Below are 16,806 nucleotides of genomic sequence, written 5' to 3'. Positions count from 1 at the left end.
GAAAATACGATAGGGCGCTACATTAACGACCCTCATCATGGTTGGACTACAGTGTAGGCGGTTAAAACCGCTCGTGTGGGCTTTCCACCTCGGTCTGAAGACACGAGGCTACCAGCCCTACCGTGTTTCTCTGGTGTGAGCCGCTACACCTAAGTTGCTGCTGGGTATTATCAGATCGGTTGACAGGTTTTGCTCTGATCATTCTCATTTCGCTCATTTTAGGGACTCCTGTTTGCACTTCTTCTAAGTCATGAAGTTGCCCCCAGGCGGACCCCCCGCAAAAAGCGGTAATTACCCTTAACCCTACAGACCTGATCGTTTGCCTACTGATTTAGAGATCCCCTCGAACTGATAACTCGGGTCCTAAAGTATTTGCTACAGGCCATTCTTAATTTTAGGATGTTATTGTCGCAACTTGCCTTAAATATAGGAGTTTGGATCATAACAATCAGCGATCGCATCCTGAACAATCAGAAATTTTAACCCAGGACTGCTCTAAATGCAACTTCTCTGATATTCCCCAAAGGGATTTTAACTGATTCCCTGCCTACTCTGCTCTGATTGGATCTGAAAGTTTTTCCTCGGGTGCATTGGGTTAAACTCTGACCCAGATTTGGCTATAAGCCCAGTTTCCATTTTAACAATAAATGGCTGAATTATAAAATATCTATACTCCCTTGTTAATCCGTTAATAAAATTTGATCCAATCCGTCAACGCCACCCAGAGCATCTGTCAGACCTTAAAAGCATGAATAGCGCCGGTCCAGCAGAGTCCAGAACCTGAGTTTTCACTTCCAGGCTATGGCTAGGGAACCGACGCTTTAAAACGGGTAAACCTTAAAATATCTAACCGGAAATTCTTGACTTTAAATAGGCTTTCCCCTGGGAGAGGCTGGGAACCAAGATAGAAGCAATTCATCTATCAAAGTCCTACCCCTCGTTAGGATAAATTACAAAATCACCGTAGGCGGATTCGGAACTAATCCCGAAATTTTTCCACCAATCATTGCTGATTGATAATCAAACATCGTCCCGCCATATTGCATTAATACCCGCATCAGTTCCATTTCAGCGCGGCGGGGTAACATTGTTTTCCAGGCTTTCAATGCTTCTAAAATCGTAGATGCATTAAACGATCCTCCCCGGCGATGGGCTGCAACTTCCTGATTCTCTCCTCGCCAATTTTGAGGAACATAACCGAGAGGAATTAACATGGATTTTTCCACTTGTTCGAGTAATAATTCCAAACGTTTAAACCGTTGAACATCGAAGTGGTTCGGGTGATTTTCTACCCACTGTTTGACGGTGCGATCGCTGATTACTTCTGTTTTGAGGCGTTGGATTGCGGCAAAGAGGGATTGACTGGAATCTTTGACGCAGGATGTAGCCGGAGTGACCACTGAGGCCCCGTTTCCGGGTCCGGTGCGATATCGGGTTTCCATGAAGGCGAGTTCCTGGAGGATGGTTTGCAGGGGGTCAAACTGGCGATCGCCAAATTGGTAGGGGACTGTGAGTTCAGGAATGCGTATGACTACATCGGAAACTGGCAGGGTGTACATCCACCCCCGCTTAAAACTTCCCATATACGAGTGCCAGCGATGAGCACCGGCAACCACTCCTTCCCGGTTATGTCCATATACTTGGCGATATACTAAATCAAAGCGTAAATCCCCCGTAAATTCATCGGCAATCACTTGGGCAAACCCAAAGGCAAAATGTCCCGGAACCAGGCCCAGGATAGCCCGATCGCCCCGTTCTCCCCCGCGCCAACCGAAGGTATGCACCACTAAGCCCACATCCCCTTTATACCACAATTCTCGGGTGCGTTTTTGCATCAAATCTGGCGATCGCTGGTTGCCATAGAGGATACCGCCATTGTTATCCACCAGGGTGCGTTCTATCCGATGTAGGGGAATCTGTTCCCACTTGGATTCTACAAAGTGCTGACGAGTTTCCTCCCGCCCACTTAACATCCGCGTTGGCGCAAGGGAAAGGGCTGCTGCCGGTTCGATCGCCCCCACGATAAATACTCCGTCTGGATGGCGATTGCCATAAATATACCATCCATCAGCATTGAGGGGAGAGGTTTCAATCTCGATAATCGAACTTTGTTCTACCTGATGTCCCGGATGCATAAATCCGGCATCTGGCAGGGCGATCGTCTCTTCTACCCCATCAAAATTGCGGGTTTGGGGATGATAATGTCTGACGCGGTAGCGGTTGTCTCCTGCCGATGCCACAAAGCGCACAAAGGCTTTTTGAACCCCAACAATTTGGATCGGTTCATCGCCGATACTCACAACCCAGGTATTTCCCACTTGTTCCACCGTCTGCACATCCAGTTCCACCTGGATATCATCATCGGGTCTAGCACCTGCGAGAGACTCTAAGGGGCTAACATTTGACCATCCCTCTAACCGGGTGGGGTGGATACTAAAATTCTCCATACTTTGACGAGTCGTTTCATCAAAGTGAATATCGGTAATCGCCCGTTGTATCCAGCTTTGATGGATTGAATTTGAATGCCATTTGAGCCAGACAGTTTGACCCTTGAGATGACTGTAGGTGTCTGGGGTATTTTCTAGGGTGATATAAATCCCGCCATCACTGTGACGTTGGGCCAAAGAGGGTAAGATTAATTGTCCAGTCCATTGGGCGATCGGTCGGTATAGTTTACCACTGATTGAGTTCATGGTTGTCCTTTATAATTAAAGAAGGGTAAAAAATCTACTTTTATGATTTACAAGAGGAATTTGCTGCTTCTGGAGAAAATTGGCGATCGCTGAAAATTAAAGGGTGCAGAACGAGCTTAATCTGTTAGAATTCCCAGGAATTAAACAAAGTGTTGAACTCAGGTCCGGGTTGGTGCATTTGTTCAGGAAAGTTTTCCCAGGGACAAAGCCTAAATTCCGGCTCCTCGTTTTATCCAGTTGCGGCTAATTTTAACTCTTAGCTATTCCCTCTACTATTGGAGATTAACTCGGTTTATTTGTTGCCCCTAAAACGCCATTAAAAAAAACTGATTTATCCCCCGAATTAGCAGTGAGTGAGATGTTTATTAATGGTAAAAAATGAGCGATTTCTGGCATTTTAACCGATTAGAGTCTTCAATTTAGATGAGTAAAAGGACCAAAATGCCCAAATTATGGTACATTAGCACCTTTGCTGATCATCGATAGGACTAACATACCCCAGAGGGGCGACAGGGCATGAAATCCTGGGGTGTGTGACGCAGAGCTACCGCTAAATACCCAAATCTCCCCGGACTACATCATTGAGGGGGACTATAACCCACTGGTGCGTGACAAGGGAGATGAATAGTTGTGGGGTGAGTTGGATGATTGATTGACCTGCGTCACAAACTCTATAGCTTGGACTTTATCAGTTGTGGAATAAGACCTTTCCCCCAACCGACGGCGGCCCAAAACATCCGGCAAGGAGCAGCAGGGGACATAAATCCGGCAAGTCCAAGCTATAGACGAGTCAAAACCAATATCAATTTTCAGACAGGGGGAATGGGGAGGAATTTGGCACTTTTATGAAATATTTAGACCCATCGGTGAGTGGATTGGGATAGCCTTCAAAAAGAAAGACGCCCCTGAATGGAGCGCCTTAATTTTATGACCAAAACAGTTCCCCTCCCGGGGTAAATTTTGGAAACCAAAACCGTTAAAAAAGCCAACCGGAATCGGAATACAGAGCACCGAGGGCGGTGGGATTTGAGTCTTTTAACTAGGGGTATTGGGTTGGGATTCAAAGATAGTCGCGTAGGACTGAAGGATGCTGTTAACTTGAGTGAGCATTTCTTTGCCCGAACTTTTACCCAGGGCGACTCTACCGGGGAATTCTGGGCGGTCCAGATACCGGGCGATCGCCTCATCAACTTGTTTAGAGATGAGCTCTTGCAGTTCATCCTTGGCTCGAACCCGCTGATAGTTTGCGCCTTCCTCCGTGGTTGCATAAAGCGGAGGAAGTCGGTTGAGTGCGTAGGCGGCAATATCGCCCACATCCAGGGTCCGATCGCTCGTCGCCTCAATTTCTGCAACCCGGGCGATCGCCTCGGAGAGTACCAACTCTTCCATGACATTAATAAACTGTTTCCGTGGTAAAACCACCACTTCTCCAGTTAACAGCGACCCCATCAGGCGATCGAGAGCCATGTACTCTTCAATAGACAATTCCGAGGCGGTGTTACAAATTCGGCCCACCTCAGCTTCCATTGCTGGTGTTAGATAACCATCTTGTAGTGCCTGTTCTACGATTTTTTCTATACTCATACGGCCTCGTTCTGCTCCACGGCACTTTTTTCAGTTGATCCAACAGTTTCAATGAGGCGATCGCCTCATTCAAAACTCTGCGATCGCAAGGACAACCCTGCACAGATTTTGCCCTACAATCCGCCCTAACCTAGCTCTAACTCCAGAAAACTCTAGGAAATCCCTAAGACAAGGGCGGGTTTACTGTACTCAATGCCTAATCAGAGTTATTCTACTCCCTCATATCGCCAGGGAACCGGATCGATGGATTGTCCATGAACGTATAATCCCCAGTGTAGGTGAGGTCCGGTCGAAGCGCCGGTTGACCCGACTGCACCGATGACTTGACCCGCCTGCACCATATCGCCTTCCTTGACATCAATCCGACTCAGATGTAAATAAAGGGAGGTTAAGCCCTGACCATGATCGATCCCCACGATATTGCCATGAATTTCAAACCCTTCTGATTCCCGTCCCACCAAGGCAATTCGACCGGCAGCAGGAGCCACAACAGAAGACCCCTGGGGTCCGGCATAGTCTACACCGCGATGGTAATAGTCATCGGCAAAGACCCCATTGTAATACCGACGGACCCCATAAATCGTGGTAATCGGTCCGTTATTGGGGCGCAAAAACGCACCATTCCAAAATTTCTCGGGGGTGAGGAGTTTTTTAAACTCATCAACGCGGTCAAATTCCAAATCGGTCCCTTCGAGCTCATCTTTACCCGGGGGTAGCCAAATGGATTGGGTGGGAAACTCGCGATCGCTCACCCACACCGCAATATTGCGGGTTTGACCTTCCCCTTCCACCCGAATTTCCCATCGTCCCGCTTGACGTAAAGGCGTCGTAGGGATCATCGCCCGATACCGATTACCCCCAAGAGGAAAGGCTGGGACCGGGCCATCTGGAGACATCACCGTTGGCGTAGCTGAATCTGAAGCGTCAGTTGAAATCACCACGGAGAGGGTATCCCCCAGTTGCGGATTCTCAGGTTTCACCTGGACTTGTAATGCTTGCACAGAGGTGGCAAGGGCTAAGAGTGCCGAAACCGTCAATCCGATCACCGGGGCCGTTTTGGTTTGGACTTGTTGTTTCAGCCAGGGATTGGCCCCTTTGAAGAGCCAACCCAGCATCCCTGGGGCGATCGGATTAGAGCTATGCAGGTGAGTCATAATTCTTTTTGTTCGTCTGTTTTAAGCGTGCTAGATAGACTTACGGGCGATCGCGGTAAGTTCCACATTTTATCATGCTGTTTTTGGGAGGATTTGTCATTTGTCATTTGTCATTTGTCATTTGTCATTTGTCATTTGTTATTTGTTATTTGTCATTTGTTATTTGTTATTTGTCATTTGTTATTTGTTATTTGTTATTGGGAGATAAGTTCGTAGTAACGACTTGCTGTCGTTATCCCCTGTTCGTAGTAACGACTTGCTGTCGTTCCCTCCATCATCCCTGATGCTTCCCCCCAAAAATCGTTATGCTGAATTGTTATAACCTGTAACATTTTTCTCATTTTTGACAAACACCCGTGCAAGAAGACTTTAGACTCATCCTTGACTTAGTAACTATGCTGGCCGCTGCTGCTAGTGGTGGTTTATTCGCGTCCCTCCTCGGTCAACCGGCAATTCTGGGCTATTTACTGGGGGGAATTATCGTGGGTCCTGCCGGTTTGGGATGGATTAAAGAACTCATTCAAGTGGAAACCCTAGCTCAATTTGGCGTGGCCCTCCTGTTATTCGCCCTGGGAGTTGAGTTTTCCTTTGCAGAACTTAAAAAAGTCAAAGGGATTAGTCTCGGGGGTGGCACCCTCCAGATTGTCTTAACCATCGCCGTGACTACCTTCGTTTCTCTGGTGATGGGCTGGTGTACCTCTTGGTCCCAGGGAGTCTTCTTAGGGGCAATTCTCTCCCTCTCCTCCACCGCTGTGGTCCTGAAATGTTTGATGGAACGCAATGAACTCCCCACCCTACATGGTCAGGTAATGCTGGGGATTTTGGTGGTGCAAGATTTAGCCTTGGGATTCATGTTAGCGGTGTTACCTGCCCTGAACGAACCCCCGGAGGCGATCGGGATGGCGGTGATTTCTGCAGTGGTGCGAATAGCCCTGTTTGCCGTGGCAGCGTTGGCCTTTGGGTTATTCATCGTTCCTCAGTTGTTGAGGTTTTTGGCTAAAAGAGAGAGTCAAGAACTGTTTTTACTCGGGGTGATTGCCTTATGTTTGGGAATTGCCTTAGTCACTTACTACCTGGGTTTTTCCATTGAAATGGGGGCCTTCGTAGCCGGGTTGATGATTTCCGAAGTGGAATATGCCGACCAAACCCTGACTTATGTCGAACCCCTGCGAGATATTTTGGCTGCCCTGTTTTTTGTCTCTGTGGGAATGCTGATTGACCCAGTGTTTCTCTGGCAGAATCTGGAGTTGATTCTGGGGTTAGTCTGTTTAGTCTTTGTGGGCAAATTTTTAATTATTACCCCGATTGTGACCAGCTTTGGCTATCCCTTGAGAACGGCGTTGATTGTGGGGTTGGGACTGGCACAAATTGGGGAATTTTCCTTTGTATTGACGGCCCAGGGACTGGCGACGGGGTTGGTTTCCCGTCCGGTGTATTTGTTGATTTTAGGGACGACTGCGGTAACTTTGGTGGTGACACCATTTGTACTGCGACTGGTGCCGAAATTGCTGGATTGGGCAGAAAATCAGGGGGGGTTGGCGCGATTTTTTGAGGATACCAGTGGCCCCCAGGCCGCTTCAGAGGAGATTCCGTTGCCCGATCGCGTGGTGGTTTGTGGGTATGGACGGGTGGGGAAAAAAGTCGTCCAACTGCTGCAAGCGCATAACTATCCGTTGGTGGTGATTGATAGTTCTGAACGGGCGATCGGGCAACTGCGGGTGGCGGGGATTCCCTATATTTATGGGAATGCGGCATCGTTGCACGTTTTGGAGGCAGCGGGAGTGGATCAGGCGAAGGCGCTGGCCGTGGCCCTGCCAGACCCGATGAGTACGCGGTTGTGTCTGAAGCGATCGCTGGAACTATCCCCAGAATTGGATGTGGTGGTTCAGGCAAACCAAGAAAAGGAGATTGAACTCCTCTATCAATTGGGGGCCTCGGAAGTGGTGCAATCGGAATTTGAGGTGAGTTTAGAACTGGCGACTCATTTGTTACTCGGGGTGGGATTACCTTTGCCGGGGATTCGTCGAGAAATCGAACAAATTCGGAGTCATCATTATTTAGAATTGCGTCTGGCGCGATCGCCCTCAGAAATCTCCCGGGAGTTACAGGTGGCAGCATTAGATATGAACAGCAAATGGTATCCCTTACCCGAAGGGTCGCCTCTAGCGGGGATGACTTTAGAACAAACGGATCTGCGCCGACTCAGTGGGGTGAGTTTAATGGCAATTCGTCGCGCCAATGGGGAAGAAATCGACTATCCCACCGCAGATACCGCTTTGGTGATGGGGGATAAACTCCTGGTGGTGGGACAAGGGGAAGAACTGACCACATTTGAGCAGTTAGCCCGAGGAGAGGTGGCGATTCCTAAAGAAAATCGCTCCTGTCAATGGCTGATGGTCCCCGAACAGAGTCCCATCACCGATAAAACCTTGGCGCAACTGGATTTACGGGCGGAGTATGAGGTGCAGGTGCAAGCGATTCGCCGGGAAGGGCAGTTTATTCGGTTTCCTCATGGTGGGACACAGGTGCAAGGGGGCGATCGCCTCCTGCTATGCGGCAGTCTCCTGTCCCTAAAACGGCTCCAACTCTGGCTGGCCCCCAATCCGGGCCAATCTTCTGCGCCGATAACTGTTGCCATGAGCAAAGCTCACCAAAGTGAACCCCTGAAGGAGGGGTTACCTAGCGATCGGGGCTAAGGGGGTCCGGTCTGGGCAAAATGGGGCCAAACCGGACAAGGGTCAAGATTTCGGCTTCAGATAAACAATCCCATGACGCCAGACAATGGTTTGTTTGTCGTAGTGATCCAGGATAGAAATGCAGTGTTTATCCTGCCAGAAAATTTTACCGGCTAACAAATCTCCGGTGACCAGTTTGAGTTCTATCTCGTGTTTGTCTTTAATAAAATTTTGAACTTGGCGAATGCTAGGTAAGTTAGTATCGAAGTCAGACATAATGGGGTCTCAACGAGAGAAAATTTGGCATCAAAATCGCAGCACATCGGACAACATTCCGGCAGGCCGGTTATTTTGCCTCGATATTCAGGGAGCAAGCGGCTCTATGAGTCATGTTAACCTGTCATGGAATCAACTCAGGCCCGGTCAGGGTTCATACCCTGAATAACCTTGAGAATGTGAGGAAGCAAGACGGCGATCGCGCTTTTACCGAGAGATCAAGATTCTGGTCTCAAAAGTGGGAACTTTAATATCGGGTATTATCGAATAAAACCAGGACAAGAACCCGAATAATCGCGAGTACAAGTCATGACTTTAGAGTTTACCAAATATCAAGGTTTGGGAAATGATTTCATTCTGATTGACAACCGTCAGAACCTGGAACCTATGATAACGCCCTCCGAGGCCGAACAGTTATGCGATCGCAACTTTGGCATCGGTGCCGATGGGGTGATTTTTGTCCTTCCCCCTACGGAAACGGACACCGACTACACCATGAGGATCTATAACTCCGATGCCTCGGAACCGGAAATGTGCGGGAATGGCATCCGCTGTTTAGCGCGGTTTCTCGTGGACCTCGGAGTCCCCACCCGGAGTTCAGGGACGGGAACTGGAGAATATCGGATTCAGACCCTCGCCGGGGTGATGACCCTAACCCTGAAATCCGATGGTCAAGTTACGGTAGATATGGGCCTGCCACGGTTGCTGAGTTCAGAAATTCCCACAACCCTTTGTCCTCCAGAGTCCAAGGCTATCAACGTCCCCTTATCCGTGGCCGGAAAGACCTGGGATGTGACCTGCGTCAGCATGGGAAATCCCCACTGCATTACCTTTGTAGAGGATGTGGATGCCGTGGACTTAGCGGGGGTTGGTCCTCAATTTGAGAATCACCCGGCCTTTCCGAAGCGGACCAATACGGAATTTATTCAAGTGATGGGGCGATCGCATCTCAAAATGCGAGTTTGGGAACGGGGTGCCGGTGCCACCCTTGCCTGTGGGACCGGGGCCTGTGCCACCTTAGTGGCCGGGGTCCTAACCGGTCGATGCGATCGGCAAGCGACCATCGAACTCCCCGGTGGCCCTCTAATCATCGAATGGTCTGAATCCGATGGCCGACTTTACATGACTGGTCCTGCCGAACGGGTATTTTCAGGCCGGATCTAGATCCGCGCCTACATCCAGATCGCGATACTAATCACAATACGGAGAACAGAGATGGGTGGAGGCATTTACCTCATACAAGACGAAGACCGACTTGTAGAAATGATAGAACAAGCCTACGACAACGAAGATCGACTGCAAGAATTACTCGAAAAATATCCCAACCTAATCGCCGGAGACCAAATTGACCGGGCGACCCCTCGCCAATGGTTATTAATTTCCCGGGAAATGCCACTTCCGGCAGAGGATGAAGTCAATGGTCAATGGTCCTTTGAACACTTATTTATCGACCAAAATGCCATTCCCACCTTAGTTGCCGTCAAACATACTCAAGATACCCGAATTCGCCGGGAAATTGTCGGTCAAATGCTCGACTATGCGGCCAATGTTTTAATCTATTGGCCCATTGAATCAATCATTACCCAATTTGAATCCAATTGCCGCGATGTTGGTCGCGACCCAGAACAAGTCTTTGAAGAATTTCTCGGAATTGATGCTCATGAAGACCGCTTCTGGGATAAAGTCAAAACCAATCTCCAAGCGGGAAAACTTAGATTAGTCTTTGTCTCCGATGAAATTTCTCCTGAACTCAGACGAGTGGTGGAATTTCTGAATGAACAATTAGACCCAACCGAAGTTTTGGCCCTGGAAATTAAACAGTATGTCAGCGAGGATGGACTCAAAACATTAGTTCCCCGAATCATTGGTCAAACCGCTGAAGCGCAACAGAAAAAAGCCAGTGCAACTCGGGAGAGACGGCGCTGGGATGAAGCGTCTTTCTTCCATGAATTTGAAACACGCCAAGGTTATGAAGAAGCGCAAATGGCCCGCAAGATTCAACAATGGGCCCGACATCATGAACCGTCCGTGGAAGTGGTCTGGGGAACGGGAGAACTCTATGGTGGATTTCTCGCCAAATTAAAGCAAAAAGGCCGCAAATCCATTGTCCTATTTACAGTAGATATTTCCGGTGACTTTGTGATTTCCAGTAGCAGTTATGCGACTCAACCCCCGTTTGATTCTCCAGAAAACTGGCAAGAATTGCGCTCTCGTTTCAGTTCGATTGGATTGTCCCTTCCTACTGATTCAAATGAAACCCGATTACCGACCTTTCCCTTGTCTACCTTACAAGATGAAAGTGCTCTGGAACAGGTGCTTAAAACCTTTGAATGGATTGTGGAAAAAATCCAGTCTGAGATTTAACCAAACCCCCTCACCCCTTTAGGTGGGGAAACTCTTAACCCAGGACCAGAAACCGGGTTTCTGCTCCAATTGAGTTGAAGGAGCAAGAATAGGGAAAGAAACCCGGTTTCTCAACTGTTGACCCAGGACCAGAAACCGGGTTTATACTCCAATTGAAGGGGGTGGGTTTTATTCAATTTTGGCAAAAAAATTCAGGAGTCTAATCGTTCACAATTCGTTAATCTGAATTGCTGAGAATCACGACTCCTGAAAGGAAATTGTTCTAGGTTAATTAAGCGGTTATTCGATATTCACAACCACCCCAGTTAACCCATTACGTTGAAGCAGTTGCATCATTTCATCTACTTTATCTTGGGTCGCAAAGGCTCCAACCTGCATCACCATCCGACCATTAATTTGGGTCCGGAAGGCATCGGAGACGACGCGACGGACCCGAGCTTGATCTCTGCTACTGGTGGCATTGACAATCACCCGATAGCGAAGTCCCAGGGCTGCCGCATGGCTCGGAGGTGACGGGGGTCCATTACCCGCACCTCCACTGGGAACACCGACGACGGGGACTCCAGCGCCGCCATTTCCAAGCGGGGGAGTGGCATTGGGGACGGGTAAGAGGTTGGGCAGAGTATCCCCGGATCGATTGCCGATCGCCGGTGCCGGTGCTGGGGTTCGCGGTGCCGGTGCAGTCCCGGTTTGGGGGGGCGGCACCGGAATGGCAATCCCTTCACCCGGTGCGGGAACCGACAAGCTCACCGTTGCCGATAAGGGCGGGTTAGGCTGGGGAGTTGCGGCGGTTGGACTCGGAAAAGAGGCCGGGGTTGGCGGTGGTGTGGGGGCCGGAGTCGCTGCGGGCAGGGGTAAAGGGCGTGGCGGTGCAGTGGCAACCGGGGCGCTGAGATTAGGGTTGAGCGTCCCATTCAAGTCCAAGCGTCCACTGGTGCGATCGCTGGCGACTTGATTCCCAAAAGCCGGAATAATCTCTTTCGTCGCACTCCCATTAATATCCATCTGCCCATTATTCCGGACCACATTCCCACCAGGATTCCCCGAGGTTCCCATATCCGGACGAGAATTGCCAACGGCAACCACCCCATTGTCCTGATTGCTTTCAATCTGATTATTCCGCAACACCGGACGGGCAAATCCATGAATCACCACCCCATCTCGATTCTGCCTCACCTGATTCCCGGTCAAAATGGGCTCAGCTTTCTGGCCGATATTGATTCCAAATCCAGTGCGCTCAAACACATTCTCCACAAGCTGGGGTCGGGAGGTTCCATAAATGGTGATGCCGTTTGCCCCATTTTCTACAAAATGATTCCCCCGGATTCTCGGTGCACTATTGCCTACGACGGAAATCCCATCATGTCCACTGCCAGTGAATGTATTATCCGTAACCTCCATTGAGGCGGATTCAATCCACAAGGCATAACCACTGGTATTGTCATTGGTCAGGGTGACTCCGGAGAGGGTGGCCCCATCAGCGGCGACAAGACCCACATTTTGCCTTGCGGAAGTGCGACTGAGATAGACACCCCCTCCTTGGATAATGATTCCCCGTCCTCGGGTGCTGGTATCCCCTTCCAGGGTCACTTGCGGTTTGAGCATTAGGGGAAAGCTCTCCCCAGTCTCAGCGCTATAAGTGCCGGGACTCAGCCGGATCGTGCTGTTGGGTTTGGCTTGTCGCAACGCTTGAGTAATTGTTTTAAAGGGGGCGGATTCGCTCCCGTTGCCGCTGGAGTCATTCCCCTGATTGGGATTGACAAATAGCTTATTTTGTGCTGTAACTTCGGTTTCTGAATTTTGGGCGGTTTGGAATTCAAGAACGCCTTGGGCGATCGCCGTTGGCCCATAGAACCAAAACAACGCAGTCGTAGCAACGGACAACGGGGCCACGATGCGAGACTTATATGAACGCGCTTGATGGGGGCTTCTGAAACTCACGAGTCTCCTCCTATCTTCTTCTAAACGAATCGTCAAAAGCAGTTGTAGTTCATCTGATGTAGATGCCGATAAAATGCCCAAGTGTAAATTTTCTCCCTCCTGATTATCCAATGAAATTAACGGATGTCTAATTTTTTGTGCCACAATAACTTTCACCGCTTAAAAAAAATTAAAAAAGCGCACAGGATATTATAAGTTTGCATCATAGAGTTCCTCAATATTCACGCCTCATGTCCAAGGGTAAAACAGACTGTTCGGATATAGCAAACAAAGGGGGTTTCGATGGCTGAAAACAACAGCGGTTTAGCAAGGGTATCGGATTTCGGGACCCTCCAGTTGCAACCGGCGCTCTGTCGCATTTTAGATGCTAATTTAGACCGGGCGCGAGAAGGCTTGCGGATTATTGAAGAATGGTGTCGCTTTGGCCTGCAAAGTTCCTCCCTAGCCCATGAGTGTAAGTCCATGCGCCAGGAACTGGCAAGTTGGCACGCACCGGAACTGCGGGCGGCCCGCAATACCCCCGAGGACCCTGGTACAGATTTGAGCCACCCCCAAGAAGAAGAACGCTCAGGCATTGAATCCCTGTTGCAAGCGAACTGCTGCCGGGTGGAAGAAGCGCTGCGGGTTCTGGAAGAATATGGCAAGCTGTACCATCCGGATATGGGCGCTGTGTTTAAGCAGATGCGTTACCGGGTTTATACCCTGGAAAGTAATTTACTGGCTTACCGGCGTCGTCATCTGCTGGATCAATCCCCTTTATATCTGGTTACGTCTGAGAATGACAAGTTGTTTGCGGTGGTAGAAGCGGCCCTAGAAGGGGGCTTAACCTTGGTGCAGTACCGTGACAAAAATACAGATGATGGCGAGCGTCTCCGGAATGCGGAACAACTTCGCCAGATTTGTCATAACTACGGGGCGTTATTTATTATGAATGACCGGGTGGATTTGGCTTTAGCTGCAGATGCGGATGGGGTTCATCTGGGACAACAGGATATGCCGATCGCCTTTGCACGCCAGTTGCTTGGCCCTCAACGTTTAATCGGTCGCTCTACCACGAACCCGGAAGAAATGCAACGGGCGATCGCAGAAGGGGCAGACTATATTGGGGTGGGTCCGGTATATGAAACTCCGACAAAACCGGGTAAAACTCCAGCGGGTTTGGCTTATGTCCGCTATGCATCCGAACACTCTTCGGTCCCCTGGTTCGCGATCGGCGGCATCGATATGCACAACCTCACCGATGTGCTCGATTGTGGTGCGGAACGGGTGGCGGTGGTGCGCGGCATCATGGATGTGGAACAGCCGACGTTAGTCACCCAATATTTTCTGTCTCAAATGAATCGGATTCAAACCCTCAAAGCTGTTGAACAACGGAATGTCCAGTCTCATGCCTGAAATAGCCTTACAAGTAAATGGTGAAAAAAAGTCTTGTCCCCCGGGAGTGAATCTCCCGCAGTTCCTAGAACATTTGGGGTTAAATCCTCGGTTGGTGGCGGTGGAGTACAATGGGGAAATCCTCCATCGGCAATTTTGGGAGACAACCCAGATGCACCAGGGCGATCGCCTGGAAATCGTCACCATTGTTGGCGGTGGCTAAGGGTCCAATGGCAGTCCCCGTTACAGGGGAATTTTTATGCCAACCCGCCTCAATCAATCCGGATTAATTACAGATTAGAAAACCCCTAGGTTCGGCTATCCTCCCCCAAATCCGTTGAGATTTCGAGTTCCGTTGGCAGAGGAAAACGATACATTAGAAGGGAGGCAGAAAGTTAAATCTGCCTGCCGACTCCCAAATTCCAGAATGGTACTGATATAGCAGATACCTTCTGAGTCGGAACCCTTTTGATGAGAATCGGACTTCCTAGATGCTTTATGTATAGAAAACTGCTTTCAGCAATTAAACCCTTTTTCAAACCCCTCCTGGCGATCGCCTTGGTCATCGTCTTAGTCCTCGGTAGCGCCGATGCTGCCTTTGCCGCTCGTTCTGGGGGACGCATCGGGGGCGGTTCCTTCCGTGCACCTTCTCGCTCCTATTCTTCTCCAACCCGCACCTATCAACCCGGAGGGGGTGGATATTATCCGAGAGGCGGTGGATTTGGATTTCCCTTCCTGCTGCCTTTCTTTGGGTTTGGCGGCGGTTTTGGAGGATTGTTCAGTATCTTCATTGTGATCGCCCTTGCCAACTTCCTGATGCAAGCCTTCCGTCGTGCCGGTAACGAAGAAACCGCTGAAAATACGAGCAATCCGACAGTGGCGATCGGGCAAGTCCAAGTCGGACTCCTAGCCGAAGCGCGAGAACTGCAAAATGAACTCGACAAACTCGCCCTGAGTGCCAATACCGGGTCTGCCGAAGGTCGCGCCCAAGTCCTGCAAGAAGTCAGCCTCGCCCTCTTGCGCCATCCCGAATACTGGGTTTACGGTGCCACCCAAGCGGAAAAAACCCGGTTAGCGGTTGCCGAAGCCAAATTTAACCAACTCGCCCTCACGGAACGGTCCAAAGTTCAAGAAGAAACCCTTTCCAACGTCAATAACCAGTTACGCGACGACAATGCCACCAAAGCCTTACCCACCGATGAGAATGGCGAACTGGTCACAACCGAAAGCGCCGCACCCAGCGAATATATCGTAGTCACCCTAGTAGTCGGAACATTAGGTAATCTCCAACTCCCCACCATTAACAGTTCCGACCAAATGCGTCAAGCCTTAAGTCAAATTGGCGGCATTGGTAGCGAACAGTTGTTAGCCTTCGAGGTCCTGTGGACGCCGCAAGCTAAAGGAGATACTCTCACTACTGATGATATGTTGGCCTACTATCCGAACCTACAATTGGTATAAGTTCACTGCTTTGAGCAGTTGAGTTAAAAGAGGGAACCACAGATTACACAGATTTTCACGGATTTTTTTCTGTGTCATCTGTGTAATCTGTGGTTTAATGATTAGATGAAGAAAGGGAACCACAGATTACACAGATTTTCACGGATGTTTTTGCTGTGTCATTTGTGTAATCTAACGCTATATTGTCCTATTAGCCTCCCCTGAGACTGTATGAGCTTCTGCATCAACCCCCACTGTTCCAAACCCGATCGCCTAGAGAATATCAATAACCGTTACTGTCAAAGTTGCGGTTCTGACTTATTCCTGAATGAGCGTTATCGCGTCATGAGGCTATTGAGCGATCGCAGCCGTTTTGGCAATATTTACGAAGTGTTTGAGCAGGGAACCCCAAAAATACTCAAAGTTCTTAAGTCAGAGTGGAATAGCGACTTGAAAGCCGTTGAGTTATTTAAGGGAGAAGCAGAAGTTCTGCGTCAACTCTCTCATCCCGGCATTCCCCAAGTGGAGGGTTACTTCCCGTATCAAACCCAATCAGATTTTGGGCTGCACTGCATTGTCATAGAAAAAATTGAGGGGTTGAATTTAGAGCAATGGTTAGGGCAGCAGAATCATCAAGGGATTACCCAGGAACAAGCGATTAAATGGTTGAAAGAAATTGCCCAAATTTTACAGTTTGTCCATGAACAGCATTTTTTTCATCGAGATATTAAGCCCTTGAATATTATGATTCGTCCCAATGGGCGATTAGTATTAATTGACCTCGGCACAGCGCGGCAGGAAACTTATACTTATTTAGCGAAAGTGGGCGGGGTTGGTAGCATTACTTCAGTCACTTCTGCTGGATATACGCCACCGGAACAGCAAAATGCTCAAGCGTTACCGCAATCGGATTTTTTTGCCTTGGGGCGGACCTTTGTGCATTTATTAACTGGGCAACATCCCTTGATGTTTTATGATGCTTATAATGATGCGTTTAACTGGCGCAGTCATCTGTCGGGAATTTCGCCCCTGTTATTAGATTTTATCGATAATTTGATGGAGAGAATTCCCCGTAAGCGCCCGATGAATGCTCAGGCGTTATGGCATGGCATAGAGGAACTGGAAAAACAATTAATACAACCGCCTCAGCCGCCCCTAATAGGTGAAGTAAGCGCGGACAATTATCTGCAAGCGAATCGTTGGGTTATCAAGAAAGCGACTTATTGTGTGAACACCGTAGCCCACACCCTAGCGGGTCATTCTGAGTCGGTTAATTCTGTAGCCATTAGCCCGGATGGGCAGACT

The 16,806-nt window shown here is 49.3% G+C and carries 13 protein-coding genes; 7 read left to right on the top strand and 6 right to left on the bottom strand.

Annotated features, from left to right (window positions below; translation table 11 throughout):
- Positions 1-950: 950 nt before the first annotated feature.
- The 4 genes from J0895_RS01470 to J0895_RS01455 form a co-directional block, all read right to left on the bottom strand.
- Complete coding sequence (locus J0895_RS01470) at positions 951-2,693, bottom strand: hypothetical protein (RefSeq protein ID WP_207086374.1); 1,743 nt, start codon at positions 2,691-2,693, stop codon at positions 951-953.
- Positions 2,694-3,728: 1,035 nt separating this feature from the next.
- Positions 3,729-4,277, bottom strand: coding sequence for a late competence development ComFB family protein (locus J0895_RS01465; RefSeq protein WP_207086373.1), 549 nt, complete (start codon positions 4,275-4,277; stop codon positions 3,729-3,731).
- Between the two features lie 206 nt (positions 4,278-4,483).
- The gene (locus J0895_RS01460) at positions 4,484-5,392 is read right to left on the bottom strand and encodes a M23 family metallopeptidase (protein WP_422894299.1); all 909 of its coding nucleotides are present in this window, start codon (positions 5,390-5,392) and stop codon (positions 4,484-4,486) included.
- Positions 5,393-5,625: 233 nt separating this feature from the next.
- A complete protein-coding gene (locus tag J0895_RS01455; RefSeq protein WP_207086371.1) occupies positions 5,626-5,763 on the bottom strand; it encodes a hypothetical protein in 138 nt (45 codons plus the stop codon).
- Positions 5,764-5,787: 24 nt separating this feature from the next.
- Between J0895_RS01455 and J0895_RS01450 the strand changes: the two genes are divergently transcribed.
- Positions 5,788-8,127: a cation:proton antiporter domain-containing protein gene (locus J0895_RS01450; RefSeq protein WP_207086370.1), complete on the top strand. Its 2,340-nt coding sequence runs from the start codon at positions 5,788-5,790 to the stop codon at positions 8,125-8,127.
- 42 nt (positions 8,128-8,169) lie between these two features.
- On the opposite strand, the gene J0895_RS01445 is transcribed toward J0895_RS01450, so the two are convergent.
- The gene (locus J0895_RS01445; protein ID WP_207086369.1) at positions 8,170-8,382 is read right to left on the bottom strand and encodes an Hfq-related RNA-binding protein; all 213 of its coding nucleotides are present in this window, start codon (positions 8,380-8,382) and stop codon (positions 8,170-8,172) included.
- 309 nt (positions 8,383-8,691) lie between these two features.
- Here J0895_RS01445 and dapF point away from each other — a divergent pair, with 309 nt between their 5' ends.
- Both dapF and J0895_RS01435 read left to right on the top strand, forming a co-directional pair.
- The gene (dapF, locus tag J0895_RS01440) at positions 8,692-9,546 is read left to right on the top strand and encodes a diaminopimelate epimerase (protein WP_207086368.1); all 855 of its coding nucleotides are present in this window, start codon (positions 8,692-8,694) and stop codon (positions 9,544-9,546) included.
- A gap of 51 nt (positions 9,547-9,597) precedes the next feature.
- Positions 9,598-10,746 (top strand): hypothetical protein, encoded by a 1,149-nt coding sequence (locus J0895_RS01435; protein ID WP_207086367.1) that lies wholly within the window; start codon positions 9,598-9,600, stop codon positions 10,744-10,746.
- A 279-nt stretch (positions 10,747-11,025) separates the two neighbouring features.
- Here the strand turns inward: J0895_RS01435 and J0895_RS01430 are convergent, their stop codons facing one another.
- A complete protein-coding gene (locus tag J0895_RS01430) occupies positions 11,026-12,687 on the bottom strand; it encodes a DUF1565 domain-containing protein (RefSeq protein ID WP_207086366.1) in 1,662 nt (553 codons plus the stop codon).
- Positions 12,688-12,969: 282 nt separating this feature from the next.
- Here J0895_RS01430 and J0895_RS01425 point away from each other — a divergent pair, with 282 nt between their 5' ends.
- From J0895_RS01425 to J0895_RS01410, 4 genes are all read left to right on the top strand, one after another.
- Entirely contained in the window at positions 12,970-14,082 is a 1,113-nt protein-coding gene (locus tag J0895_RS01425) for a thiamine phosphate synthase (protein WP_207086365.1), read from the top strand.
- A complete protein-coding gene (thiS, locus tag J0895_RS01420; protein ID WP_242540972.1) occupies positions 14,075-14,284 on the top strand; it encodes a sulfur carrier protein ThiS in 210 nt (69 codons plus the stop codon). Before J0895_RS01425 ends, thiS begins: the two co-directional genes overlap by 8 nt.
- 275 nt (positions 14,285-14,559) lie before the next feature.
- Positions 14,560-15,522 (top strand): DUF1517 domain-containing protein, encoded by a 963-nt coding sequence (locus J0895_RS01415; RefSeq protein WP_207086363.1) that lies wholly within the window; start codon positions 14,560-14,562, stop codon positions 15,520-15,522.
- Positions 15,523-15,732: 210 nt separating this feature from the next.
- Positions 15,733-16,806 (top strand): serine/threonine-protein kinase (locus J0895_RS01410; RefSeq protein WP_207086362.1); only part of this gene is annotated, 1,074 nt, incomplete at its 3' end.

The organism is Phormidium pseudopriestleyi FRX01, assembly GCF_017313335.1.
In the GTDB taxonomy this organism is placed as follows: domain Bacteria; phylum Cyanobacteriota; class Cyanobacteriia; order Cyanobacteriales; family Laspinemataceae; genus Laspinema; species Laspinema pseudopriestleyi.
Note: the sequence above shows the minus strand (reverse complement) of the source record. Positions and strands in the feature narration are given on the sequence as shown.

Coding starts and splice junctions, on each gene's coding strand:
- J0895_RS01435 (WP_207086367.1), top strand. CDS start 9,598: ATGGGTGGAGGCATTTACCTCATACAAGACGAAGACCGACTTGTAGAA.
- J0895_RS01445 (WP_207086369.1), bottom strand. CDS start 8,382: ATGTCTGACTTCGATACTAACTTACCTAGCATTCGCCAAGTTCAAAAT.
- J0895_RS01455 (WP_207086371.1), bottom strand. CDS start 5,763: ATGTTACAGGTTATAACAATTCAGCATAACGATTTTTGGGGGGAAGCA.
- J0895_RS01460 (WP_422894299.1), bottom strand. CDS start 5,392: ATGCTGGGTTGGCTCTTCAAAGGGGCCAATCCCTGGCTGAAACAACAA.
- dapF (WP_207086368.1), top strand. CDS start 8,692: ATGACTTTAGAGTTTACCAAATATCAAGGTTTGGGAAATGATTTCATT.
- J0895_RS01425 (WP_207086365.1), top strand. CDS start 12,970: ATGGCTGAAAACAACAGCGGTTTAGCAAGGGTATCGGATTTCGGGACC.
- thiS (WP_242540972.1), top strand. CDS start 14,075: ATGCCTGAAATAGCCTTACAAGTAAATGGTGAAAAAAAGTCTTGTCCC.
- J0895_RS01470 (WP_207086374.1), bottom strand. CDS start 2,693: ATGAACTCAATCAGTGGTAAACTATACCGACCGATCGCCCAATGGACT.
- J0895_RS01415 (WP_207086363.1), top strand. CDS start 14,560: ATGTATAGAAAACTGCTTTCAGCAATTAAACCCTTTTTCAAACCCCTC.
- J0895_RS01465 (WP_207086373.1), bottom strand. CDS start 4,277: ATGAGTATAGAAAAAATCGTAGAACAGGCACTACAAGATGGTTATCTA.